Here is an 11,851-nt window from a genome sequence, read left to right on the forward strand (position 1 = left end):
GCAACGCGGGAATCCCGGTGTCAGGAGAGCTTCTTCTGCACGTCGAGGTCGCGGCACAGGGCGCGGTAGCCCATGGCCTCGTTGATGGCGATCATGTGGTCGTTGACCTCGGCGTTCCAGGTGTGGATGTAGCGGATCTGCGGGCGGTACTTGCGCAGCAGGCGCTGGTTGGCGATCTTGAGGATCATGCCGAGGCGGTGGCCGCGGTGCTTCTCCTCGACGATCGTGTCCTCCTGCCAGGCGTGCAGCTCCTCGCCGGGGACGGTGCCGAGGCCGGACATGCCGGCGACCTCGCCGGACTCGACGTGGACGACCGCGGAGATGAACCGGGCCTGGCCGCGTTCGGCCGTGGTCCACTCCAGGTTGCGGATGCGCGCGGCGTCGTAGACCGCGGGTCGGATGTCGAGCTCCTCGCCCATGGGCGGGTCGGTGTACATGCGCTCGTTGAGGGCGGCGTACCCGTCGATGATGTCGTCGGGGCAGGCCCCGGTCCACTGCACCAGTTCGTATCCGGCGGCCTTCTCCCACGCGTCGGCGTAGAGCCTGGCGAGTTCGTCGTCGGCGACGAGGGTGAGGTCGTTTCGGCGGTGGATCTCCTGGTCGACGGTCTTGTAGCCGCGGGCCTTGGCGAAATGCTGGCCCGAGTGGTCGAACTGCGGCGCGTCGGGGAGGGAGTCGACGGCGAAGGCGAGGATCGTGTCGCGGCCGAGTTCGGCGGCGCGCTGCTCGGTGAATTCCACGAGCCGGGTGCCGATGCCCTGGCGGCGGCGGTCCGGGCGGACGTCGAGTTCGAGTTCGAGGAGGTGCTGGTTGTCCTGGTTCGGCATCGAGAACTGGAGCGAACCGACGACCTCGCCGTCCTGGACCGCCACGTATCGCTCGACATCGAGGGAGTCGGGCCACAGCAGGAGCCGGAGGCGCTGGAAGGCGGGGCTCGGCAGCGGTTCGCCGGGCTGGTCGTGCTCGACGACGGCGCGCTGGGCGCGGATCCAGCCGTTGACCTGGTCGCGGCGCAGCGGATCGATCGGCAGGATCTGAAGGTCAGGGTTGCTCACATGCCGACTGTCCCGCAGATCGGGACGGTGCGCAAACGAATTTCAGGACCACGCTTGCCACCGTGCACCCGAAGACCAGCGCACAAAAATGTGCCGGGCGGCCACCCCAGACCGCCCGGCACTCCCCCCGGTTTGGTATTCCCCGGCGTCTCGGTGAAGGTTCTGGACCCTGTGGGCCCTCCCGCATCTCCGTGACGCTGTGTATCTGCAATATTACCCACAGCCTCGGCAGTGTCAAGCAGAAACACGCGTTGCTGGAAAATTTTTTTCCGTGGCGTCCGCCTCAGTGCTCCAGGCGTCCGCCGCGGTGGCGTTCTTCAGGTCTCAGGGGCGTGGCGCGTAGCATTTCTGCCATGACGAACACGCTGCGTGCCGACGACTACAAGGTCGCCGACCTCAAGCTGGCCGACTTCGGCCGCCACGAGATCCGCCTGGCCGAACACGAGATGCCCGGCCTGATGGCCTTGCGCGAGCGTTACGGCGCGTCCCGCCCGCTGGAGGGTGCCCGCATCACCGGGTCCCTACACATGACGATCCAGACCGCCGTGCTCATCGAGACGCTGACCGCGCTCGGGGCCGACGTCCGCTGGGCCTCGTGCAACATCTTCTCCACTCAGGACCACGCCGCCGCCGCGATCGCGGTCGGCCCGAACGGCACTCCCGAAGCGCCCCAGGGCGTCCCGGTGTTCGCCTGGAAGGGCGAGACCCTGGAGGAGTACTGGTGGTGCACTGAGCGCGCCCTCGACTGGGGCGACGAGGAGCCGAACCTCATCCTCGACGACGGCGGCGACGCGACGATGCTCGTGGTCAACGGCGCCAAGTTCGAGGCCGACGGGGTCGTGCCCGACCTCTCCTCCGCCGAGAGCGAGGAGGAGGGCGTCGTGCTGGCGCTGCTGTCCCGATCACTCAAGCAGGACCCGACCCGCTTCTCCCGCAAGGCCGCCGCCGTCAAGGGCGTCACCGAGGAGACCACCACCGGCGTGCACCGCCTCTACGAGCTCGAGCGCGAAGGCCGCCTGCCGTTCCCGGCGATCAACGTGAACGACTCGGTGACCAAGTCGAAGTTCGACAACAAGTACGGCGTGCGCCACTCGCTGCCCGACGGCATCAACCGCGCCACCGACGTGCTCATCGGCGGCAAGGTGGCGGTGGTCTGCGGCTACGGCGACGTCGGCAAGGGCTCGGCGGAGTCGCTGCGGGGCCAGGGCGCGCGCGTCATCGTCACCGAGGTCGACCCGATCTGCGCGCTGCAGGCGGCGATGGACGGCTACCAGGTCCTCACCCTCGAGGACGCGGTCGAGTACGCCGACATCTTCATCACCACCACCGGCAACCGCGACATCATCTCGATCGAGCACATGCGCCGCATGAAGCACCAGGCGATCGTGGGCAACATCGGCCACTTCGACAACGAGATCGACATGGCCGGCCTCGCCGCCGAGCCGGGGATCAAGAAGCTCGAGGTCAAGCCGCAGGTGCACGAGTGGCAGTTCGCGGACGGGCACTCGATCATCGTGCTCAGCGAGGGCCGCCTGCTCAACCTGGGCAACGCGACCGGCCACCCCAGCTTCGTGATGAGCAACAGCTTCACCAACCAGGTGCTCGCCCAGATGGAGCTGCACACCAAGCTCGACGAGTACCCGATCGGCGTCTACACCCTGCCGAAGAAGCTCGACGAGGAGGTCGCCCGCCTCCACCTCGACGCGCTCGGCGTCAAGCTGACGAAGCTGTCCAAGAAGCAGGCCGACTACATCGGCGTGGACGTGGAAGGGCCGTTCAAGCCTGACCACTACCGGTACTGAGCGAAGCGAAGGGACGGTAGCGGCCAGCACAGCCGGTACTGAGCGAAGCGAAGGGACGGTAGCGGCCAGCACAGCCGGTACTGAGCGAAGCGAAGCGGCCCGGACCCCGTCGGTCCTGGCCGCTTCCGCGTGTCTAGAGCACGGCCTTGTTGATGACCGAGCGGGAGATCTTGGCGATCTCCTTGACAATCGCGACGCCCTTGGTGTGGTTGGGGGCCTTGCTGGTCAGGATCGCCATGCGGATCGCGGTCTGGTTCGGCACGTTGATGACGCCGCACGAGTTGACGACCCACAGCCCGCCGAGCGAGGTGCGGGAGTCCCAGCCGTTCTTGATCCAGACCTTCTCGCCGGTCTTCGCCGCCGCGCTGATCCCCCACGCCTGCGAGGAGGCGACGCCGCCCATGAGCCAGCGCGCGTGGTCGACCTCGGCCTGCGTGAGCCGTCCCTTGTAGAGGAGCTGGTTGATGATCTTCAGCTGGTCGGTGACGTTGGTGGTGGTGAGCCCCCAGCGGCAGTCCGCGGAGGACTTCGTGTACTGCAGGCCGTAGCGGGTGTGCGCCGCCGAGAGCTTGCTGCAGCCGCCGAGGTGGTTGTACACCTTGGTGGTCGAGTCGTTGTTGGACCAGATGATCATCTGCCGGGCGTGCTCGCGGATGTTGGAGGGGATCGCGCTGATCCCGTTGTACTTCTCCAGGAGCATCAGCAGGATCTCCATCTTCACAATGGAGGCGGTGTCGTGGATCTTGGTCTTGTTGGACGTGATGAGGCGCGAGCCGCGCTGGACGGCGACCGAGGCGATGGTCTGCGTCCCGGTGGTGGCCAGGTAGGTCTTGACGCGCGCGGCGAGTTCGGCCGAGAGCTCGGTGTCCGTGGGCCCGGCGGCGGAAGCCGTTGCGGCGCCGAAGAGGGCGGTCCCGCCGGCGAGGGCCACAGCGGCGGGGATGCCGGCGCGCAGGAAGGTGCGCCGGGAGGGGATGAAGGGGTGTCGTTCCGGGGCGTGCGTCATGGCGCAAGCGTATGAGACCCTCTCGCGTGCAATGGAGGTGGCCCCGGTCTCCTCCGGACGCGCGGCGGGCGCCCGGCCGGAGCCGGACGCCCGCGCAGTTCGCTTGCGCTGCAGTCGGTTCGGACTACTCGGTCTCCACGACGTCGCGGGCGATGCGGGCGATCTCCTCGACGACCGGGATGCCTTCGACGTCGTCGACCGCGCCGCTGGTGAGGACGACGAGCTTCACCGGGTCGTCGCCGTCGCCGCCGAGCACGCCGATGGAGTTGACGACCCAGAGCCCGTCGAGCTGCGACTCCACGTCCCAGCCGTTCTTGAGCCAGACGGTCTCGCCCTCCTTGGCGGCGGCCGAGATCCCCCAGGCCTGCTCTTCGACGACCGCGCCCATGAGTTCGCGGGCGAGCTCGACCTGCTCGGCGGCGAGGACGCCTTCGTAGAGGTTGAGGTCGGTGATGATGAGCTGGTCCGGCGCGCTGGACCAGCCGACGCCCCAGCGGCCCTGGGCGTCGACGGTGGTGTTCTGGAGGCCGTAGCGCTCGTGGGCGGCCTCGAGGGCCGCGGCGCCGCCGAGGAAGTTGTAGAGCGCGCTCGCCGAGCTGTTGTCGGACTCGGTGATCATGAGCTCGAGGTCTTCGCGCTGGTCGGCGGGGATGGCGTCGACCGAGCCCCAGTACTGCTGGACCATCGCCATGATCTCGGCCTTGACGATGGAGGCGGTGATGTGGGTCTGTTCGGCGTTGTACTCGAGGTGCCGGTCGCCGCGCTCGATCGCGACGGAGGCTTCGATCGCGGTGCCGGTGCCCGCGAGGTAGTCGTCGATCCGGGTCTTGAGGTCGGCCTCGAGCTCTTCGCGGGAGGGGCCGAAGAGCGAGCCGATGCCGCCCTCGGCGGCGTTCGCGGCGACGGTGGCTATCGCCCCGCCGCCGACGAGCACGGCGGCGGGCACGCCGATGCGGAGCAGGTTGCGGCGTGTGGGCGTGAGGCGTCGGGAGGTGGCTTCGCTTTTGCGGATCATCCTTGCGAGGGTACGGAACCGGTCAAGCGTGAGTCAATGCCCCATCAATGAATTCAGCGCCCGGCAGGGGTTCGAAATCTCATATCAGGCCGAGGCAACCAAATGGCACTGCGGAAGGTACGGAAAGGGCGTGCGGCCTGCAGCCGCACGCCCTTCGATGCCGTTCGCCCTAGTACGCGGGCAGGCTCGGGTCGACCTGGTTGATCCAGCCGAGCACGCCGCCCTGGACGTGGACGGCGTTCTTCAGGCCGGCGGCCTTGGCCGCGGCCAGCGCCTCGGCGGAGCGGACGCCCGCCTTGCAGTAGAACACCGCCTGCCTCTCGGTCGGCAGATCGGCGAGCGCGGCACCGGAGACGATGTCGCCCTTGGGGATCAGCCGGGAGCCGGGGATGCGCACGATCTCGTACTCGGCGGGCTCGCGCACGTCGATGAGGTCGATGTCGCGGCCCTCCTTGATCCACGTCTCCAGCTCGCGCGGGGTGATCGTGGAGCCGATGACGGCCTCGGCGGCCTCGTCGGTGACCGAGCCGCAGAAGTCCTCGTAGTCGATGAGCTCGGTGACCGTGGCGTTGGGGCCGCAGACCGCGCAGTTGGGGTCCTTGCGGACCTTGATCTTGCGGTAGGTCATCTCGAGCGCGTCGTAGACCATGAGCGAGCCGACGAGCGGGTCGCCGATGCCGGTGAGGAGCTTGATGGCCTCGGTGACCTGGATCGAGCCGATCGAGGCGCAGAGGACGCCGAGCACGCCGCCCTCGGCGCAGCTCGGGACCATGCCGGGCGGCGGGGGCTCGGGGTAGAGGCAGCGGTAGCACGGGCCCTGGTCGGCCCAGAAGACCGACGCCTGGCCGTCGAAGCGGTAGATCGAGCCCCACACGTACGGCTTGCCCAGCAGCACGGCCGCGTCGTTGACCATGTAGCGGGTGGCGAAGTTGTCCGTGCCGTCGATGATGAGGTCGTACTGCTCGAAGATCCCGAACACGTTGTCGTTGTCGAGCACCGTGTTGTGGATGACGACGTTGACGTGCGGGTTGATCTCGCGGACCGAGGCGGCGGCCGACTCGGACTTGGGGCGGCCGATGTCGGACTGGCCGTGGATGATCTGGCGCTGCAGGTTCGACTCGTCGACCGTGTCGAACTCGGCGATGCCGATCGTGCCGACCCCGGCTGCGGCCAGGTACATCAGGGCGGGGGACCCGAGGCCGCCCGCGCCCACACAGAGCACTTTGGCGTTCTTGAGTCGTTTCTGACCGTCCATGGCGACGTCGGGGATGATGAGGTGGCGCGAATAGCGGCGCACCTCGTCGACCGACAGCTCAGAGGCTGGTTCGACCAGCGGCGGCAAACTCATATGGTCAATAATGCATGTCCACGGGCTGGATATTCCACCGGGAAGCCCAGTGTGCGGTTCTTCACGCGCATGGGACAGCTGGTCCCATATGGCGGAACGCTACTGGTCGACGAAGTCGTCCGGCGGGAGGTCGGGGCCGTTGTAGTCGCCCGCGGGACCGGAGACGTAGGTCGTGCCGTCGGGGTAGGGCCAGGCGTTGCCGACGCAGCCGGCGAGCTGGTAGGTCTGCTGGGCCATCACCGGGGAGAGCTCGCCCTCGGAGGGGCAGACCTCGTGGCCGTGGCCGAGCCGGTGGCCGACTTCGTGGTTCACGGCGTACTGGCGGTAGGTCTCGAGGGTGCCGTCCCAGTGCTCGACGCCGGTGATCCAGCGGGCCGAGTTGATGACGACGTTGTCGCCGTTGCGGCACGAGACCGTCGTGTTCTGCGAGCCGCACAGGTAGGCGCGCTGCTCGGGGCTGGCGAGGTAGACCGTGAAGTCGGCGCCGGCGCCCTGGGGCACCTGCTCGAACCGCCATGCGCCTCCGGCGGTCCAGGACCGGGGGTCGGCGAGGGTGGCGTTGACGAACGCGCCGAATTCGGCGGCGTCGAGCTCGAGGCCGTTCTCGACGGCAACGTCGTACTGCAGGAGGGTCCCCGAGTCGCCGACGACCGCGTTGTTCACGGGTTGGGCGTAGGTCCAGGTGCCGGTGCCGGAGAAGTAGAGCGGGGTGACCGGGGTTTCGGGGCTGGGCGAGGGGGCGGTGGGCTCAGGGGAGGTGGGGTCGGCGATCGTGGTCGGGGAGGCGACCGGCTCCTCCTCGTCCAGGGCCTGGGGTTTCTCGGAACCGCCGACGCCGAAGGCGAAGTAGAGTCCGGCGCTCGCCATGAGGACGAGGATCGAGAGGAACACGAGACGGCGCCGCCTGCGAAGCCTGCGCTTGCGATCCAGCCGTCCCTCAGTCACCCCGCGAGTCTAAGTCAGACGGAGCTCCGGGGGGCCGACACCTGAGTCTCCTGTGGCGCGGTTCTTGTTCACAATACGGACATAGCGTTATCAGTGGGGTCCAACGGTTGCCGGGCCTCCTCGAACATCGCCGCCATCGCGCGGGCCACGGCCTGCGGGCGCTCCATCATCGCCACATGGCCGGTCTGGTCGAGGATGAGCAGCCGCGAGTCGGGGATCGCGAGGGCCGCGGGCGGGGCCTGGCGCACGTCGATGACCCGGTCCTGCTTGCCCCACACGACCAGGGTCGGGCACTCGATGTGCCTGGCGAGGCGCCACAGCGAGTGCGTGCCCGGCACGAACGCCTGGAAGAACGAGGCCATGAGGCCCCGGTAGGTCTGGATGTAGGCGCGGGAGTTCCACGGGACGGAGAGGCGGCGGCGGGCCTCGGCGATCGCCTCGCGGCGGCGCTGCGGGTGGATCAGATCCGGGTCGGCCCAGGTGCCGAGGACGATGTCGTCCACGACCTGCTCGGGCGTGCGCCCCCTCATCGCCCGGTCGGCGAACCACGCCATGCGCGGGACCGCGAGCATCGCTACGTACCGCGCCTGGTGCGAGCGGCGCGGGTTCGCGAACGGCATCGCGGGCGACACGAGCGTCAGCGTGCGCACCAGGTTCGGGCGGGTCGCGGCCAGGTAGACCGAGACGGCCCCGCCGAGCGAGTGCCCCGCCAGGTGCACGGGGGCGCGGCCGGACTCGACGATCCACGCGGCCACGTCCTGCGCCAGGAGCGGGACCGTGACGCGCGGGGCCGGGGCCGAGTGCCCGAACCCGGGCAGGTCGATCGCGTCGACCGAGAGGTGGTCGGAGAGCGCGTCCGCGAGGTCCGTCCAGTTCTGCGAGGATCCGCCGAGCCCGTGCACGAACACGGCGGGCTCGGCGCCCCGCGCGGTCGGCGGCGTGTGCCTGATGAACAGCCGGCGGCGGCTGAGCTGGTGCTCCATGCCCGGGAACGGCGGGTGCGGACGGGCCGGAGTGCGAATCTCTCCGACCTCGGCAAGCCGTGCCCGTTTCATGGGACCTAGTGTGTCACTTCACCGGCCAGCGCGCCCAATGTAGCCGAAACCACCGCGCGGGAGCGCTCGGCGGTTACCACGGAGGCGCCCGAGAGGCGGCGCACGGAGCGGCCGTCGAGCCAGAGGATGACGACGACGGCGGTCTTCACCGGCCCGGTGGGGACGATCGAGGCGTGCTCGACCTCGACGCGGACGTCGTTCGCGCCGAGGCGCGGGCGCAGGGCCTCGACGGTGGCCGCGGCGGCGGCGTGCTGGATGTGCCAGTCGATCGGCGGGACCGCGACCTTGCCCGTGGACTCGACGTCGCCGAGCGCGAGGGTCACGCTGACCTCGGCTTCGAGCCCGGCGGACTCGATGTCGACGCGGCGCAGCTCGACCGGGCCGACCTTCGCGACCTCGATCTCGGAGGACGGGGACTCGACCTGGTCGTGGACCTCCGGCTCGTCGGCGGTCTGGGGGCCGGGCTCGACCGCGCGCTGCTCGGCGACGACGGCCGAGACGACCGCGTGGACCTCGTCGGGGTCGACGCCCTCCTCGAGTTCGAGGCGGAGGCTGGAGTTCCCGTCGGGGGCGGTCACGTGGAAGGCGTCGCGGACGCCGGGGACCTGGCGCACGGCGTCGACGAGGCGCGCGGATTCGGGGTCGTTCACGTCTTTCTCTACTGTCGCGGGAGGCGTGGGCTCGGCGAGCGGCGGGCGGTTCGCCGGGGCCGTGCGCAGCGGGGCCTGCTCGGTGACGGGCGGACTGGGGACCGCCGCGGGCGAGACCTCGGTGACCGGCGCCGGGGGCTGCACGATCGGGAACTGCTCGGTCTGCTGCTCCGCGTTGGGGATCGCGTGCGGTGTGGGCGCGCTCGGCGCGGGGGGCGCGGCCTGCTGCGGGAGCTCGATCGGGCCGGTGTGCTGCTGCGGCGCGGGGGTGCGGACCGGCGGCGGCGCGGTCGGCTCCTGCGGCGCCTCAGGCGCCGGGGCCTCCTGCGGGGTGGCGGGCGCGGCGCTGTACTCCTGCGCGGAGGCGGCGCCGTTCGCGCTCGGGGGCGCGAGGTACTCCTGCGGGGCGCTGAAGTCCTGCTGCTGGCCCGGCTGCACGCCGAACTCCTGGGGCGGGCCGAACTGCGGGTTCGCGGGCGGCGCGCTCGGCGGCATCTGGCGGGGGGCGCTGTAGAACTGCTGTGCGGGAGCGTTCGGGTCCTGCGCGGGCAGCGCGTGCTGCTCCTGGGCCGGGGCGGAGCCGTTGGCGCTGGGGGCGGCGAACTCCTGGTTCGGTCCGGGCGGCGCGTACTCCTGGTTCATGCCGGGCGGCGCGTTGAATTCCTGGTTCGGTTGCGGCGCAGCCTGGTTGGGGTGCTGCTGCGGGGCGGCGTAGTCGCCGGGCAGCGGCGGGGCGCTGTAGCCGGGGTGCTGCTGCGGCATGCCCTGATCCTGCGCGGTAGGGGCGCTGTACTGCTGATCAGGCTGCGGCGCACTGTACTGCTGGTCGGGACCGGGGGGCGCGTTGTAATGCTGGTCCGCGCCGGGCGGCGCACTGTACTGCTGGTCCGCGCCGGGCGGCGCACTGTACTGCTGGTCCGCGCCGGGCGGCGCACTGTACTGCTGGTCCGCGCCGGGCGGCGCGAACGGCGACTGCTGGGGCTGCTGCTGGTCGCCCGGAAAGCTTTGGGGCGCTTGGGAATGCTGCGGGGCGGGCGGGATCGGCTCGAACTGCTCGCCGGGCGAAGGGCGGCGGGTGGCCGGGACCATCGGGCCGGTCTCGGCGATCTCCACGGGCACGTTCGGCACCTGCCCGGTGGGGTCCTCGCTGTAGCGGTGGCGGCGTCCCCGATCCGGGTCGAACCGGTACTGCTCGGGCGCCTGGCCCATCCCCTGCCGCGACTCCTCGGCGGGCTCGGGAGCCTCCTCGGCCGGCGGTCCCCAGGACCTGCCGATGCGCCTGCGGGCGGCCCGTTCCTCCCCGCTCGGACGCTGCGGCTCATCCGGACGGTTCTGGTCATACACCACTAGACAACTCCTTCATATTCCCGCCCTCAAGGTACCGTGGCGTGCCCAGTGACTCGAACCCGCGTTTGTCGCCCCCGTACGCTGGGAGACTGTATTCAGGTTTCCGTAAACTTCGTTCAGGTCGCAAGAGCGGGCTACTGACGGATGGCCGACATGTGCCGAGGAGAGGTGCCGTGGTGAACAGCGCTGGTGAGGGCCGGGTCCGACTGCCCAGGAGCGAACGCCGGGCGCAGCTGCTGCGAGCCGCCCAGGACGTCTTCGTGTCGAAGGGCTACCACAGCACCTCCATGGACGACATCGCCGAGAACGCCGGCGTCTCGAAGCCCGTGCTGTACCAGCACTTCACGTCGAAACTCGAGCTGTACCTGGCGCTCCTCGACGGCCGCGCGGCCGAACTCGTCGGACAGGTGCGCGACGCCCTTTCGTCCACTGAGGACAACAAGGAGCGCGTCAACCGCGCCATGCGCGCCTACTTCGAGTTCGTGGACGCGCAGGGAGAGGCGTTCCGCCTGGTGTTCGAATCCGACCAGCGCAACGACCCCGAAGTCGCCGAGCGGGTCCTGAAGATGGAGGCCGACTGCGTGGCCGCCATGGCCGAGACGATCATGGGCGACACCCACGTCGACAAGGCCCGCGCCGAACTCCTCGCCACCGGCCTGCTCGGCATCGCCGAGATCTCCGCCCGGAAGTGGATCGCCTCCGGCCGCGCCATCCCCAAGGACGAGGCCATCCAGCTCATGAGCACCCTGGCCTGGCGCGGGATCTCCCACTTCCCGCGCGAAGGCGAAGCCGAGCACGGGTAAAGGAAAGCAGCGCCCCCGCGCGAAGGCGAAGCCGAGCACGGGTAAAGGAAAGCAGCGCCCCCGCGCGAAGGCGAAGCCGAGCGCAACGACGCAGCACCCCCGAAAATGCGGAGAGCTCCGGTAGCCGAAGCGCCTTCAAAGCAACTCACGTGAGCCTCGCCACGTCCGTTTCGCGGCCGCGTTCGCTCTCGGCGCACTGCGCCGCGCCGGTCCCGGGCGGCGCCCGCGAGTAGTCTTGCCACCGAGACGTCACAGTATTTCGATTGAGGAGGGCCCGTGGAGGTCAAGATCGGTGTCCAGTACGCCCCACGCGAACTGGTGTTGGAGAGCAAGCTGTCGCCGAAGGACCTGTCCGAGACGATCGAGCAGGCCGTGACGAACGGCGGCGTCCTCCGTCTCGAAGACGACAAGGGCCGGCAGGTGTTCATCCCCGTGGAGAAGATCGCCTACGTCGAGGTCGCCGCGACCAACGTGCGGTCCGTCGGTTTCACGGTCGGCGCCTGAGCTTGCGAAGGCGACGAGCCGTGAACAAAAAGCGCAGCACGGTCGGCGCCTGAGCTTGCGAAGGCGACGGACCGTGAACAAAAAGCGCAGCACGGTCGGCGCCCGAGCCTGCAAAGGCGACGGACCGTGAACAAAAAGCGCAGCACGGTCGGCGCCTGAGCCTGCGAAGGCGACGGACCGTGAACCAGAATCACGGCACCGTGGGTGTGTAAACACAGCGACCGCGAAGGCCCGGGGCGAATGGCGGATTCTAGGGGTGGTGGCAACACTGCTGTTAGATGTTGCTTTCGGCCAGGAGCTTAGCAAGGCGCTCGGCTGGGG

General features: G+C 69.5%; 10 protein-coding genes. 3 read left to right on the forward strand and 7 right to left on the reverse strand.

The annotated features are described in order from the left end of the window. Window positions 1–20: 20 nt before the first annotated feature. Window positions 21–1,055, reverse strand: coding sequence for a GNAT family N-acetyltransferase (locus tag AB0K52_RS23370; RefSeq protein ID WP_363536128.1), 1,035 nt, complete (start codon window positions 1,053–1,055; stop codon window positions 21–23). Between the two features lie 353 nt (window positions 1,056–1,408). Between AB0K52_RS23370 and ahcY the strand changes: the two genes are divergently transcribed. Next, window positions 1,409–2,857: an adenosylhomocysteinase gene (gene ahcY, locus AB0K52_RS23375; protein WP_363536131.1), complete on the forward strand. Its 1,449-nt coding sequence runs from the start codon at window positions 1,409–1,411 to the stop codon at window positions 2,855–2,857. Window positions 2,858–2,990: 133 nt separating this feature from the next. Here ahcY and AB0K52_RS23380 read toward each other — a convergent pair whose 3' ends face one another. The 6 genes from AB0K52_RS23380 to AB0K52_RS23405 all read right to left on the reverse strand — a co-directional run bounded on the left by AB0K52_RS23380 (window position 2,991) and on the right by AB0K52_RS23405 (window position 10,223). Next, entirely contained in the window at window positions 2,991–3,863 is an 873-nt protein-coding gene (locus AB0K52_RS23380; RefSeq protein WP_363536134.1) for a hypothetical protein, read from the reverse strand. Window positions 3,864–3,987: 124 nt separating this feature from the next. Continuing rightward, entirely contained in the window at window positions 3,988–4,878 is an 891-nt protein-coding gene (locus AB0K52_RS23385; RefSeq protein WP_363536137.1) for a serine hydrolase, read from the reverse strand. A 169-nt stretch (window positions 4,879–5,047) separates the two neighbouring features. After that, complete coding sequence (moeZ, locus tag AB0K52_RS23390) at window positions 5,048–6,226, reverse strand: adenylyltransferase/sulfurtransferase MoeZ (protein ID WP_363536140.1); 1,179 nt, start codon at window positions 6,224–6,226, stop codon at window positions 5,048–5,050. A gap of 99 nt (window positions 6,227–6,325) precedes the next feature. Beyond that, window positions 6,326–7,171 (reverse strand): DUF3152 domain-containing protein, encoded by an 846-nt coding sequence (locus AB0K52_RS23395; RefSeq protein WP_363536143.1) that lies wholly within the window; start codon window positions 7,169–7,171, stop codon window positions 6,326–6,328. A gap of 68 nt (window positions 7,172–7,239) precedes the next feature. Further along, window positions 7,240–8,226 (reverse strand): alpha/beta fold hydrolase, encoded by a 987-nt coding sequence (locus AB0K52_RS23400; RefSeq protein WP_363536146.1) that lies wholly within the window; start codon window positions 8,224–8,226, stop codon window positions 7,240–7,242. Between the two features lie 5 nt (window positions 8,227–8,231). After that, a complete protein-coding gene (locus tag AB0K52_RS23405; protein ID WP_363536148.1) occupies window positions 8,232–10,223 on the reverse strand; it encodes a hypothetical protein in 1,992 nt (663 codons plus the stop codon). A gap of 173 nt (window positions 10,224–10,396) precedes the next feature. On the opposite strand from AB0K52_RS23405, the gene AB0K52_RS23410 reads away from it, so the two are divergent. After that, complete coding sequence (locus AB0K52_RS23410; RefSeq protein ID WP_363536151.1) at window positions 10,397–11,026, forward strand: TetR/AcrR family transcriptional regulator; 630 nt, start codon at window positions 10,397–10,399, stop codon at window positions 11,024–11,026. Between the two features lie 276 nt (window positions 11,027–11,302). After that, window positions 11,303–11,530 (forward strand): DUF3107 domain-containing protein, encoded by a 228-nt coding sequence (locus AB0K52_RS23415; protein WP_363536154.1) that lies wholly within the window; start codon window positions 11,303–11,305, stop codon window positions 11,528–11,530. The last annotated feature ends 321 nt before the right edge of the window (window positions 11,531–11,851 follow it).

The sequence above is a fragment of the Glycomyces sp. NPDC049804 genome (assembly GCF_040674615.1).
Taxonomy (GTDB): Bacteria; Actinomycetota; Actinomycetes; order Mycobacteriales; family Micromonosporaceae; genus Glycomyces; species Glycomyces niveus.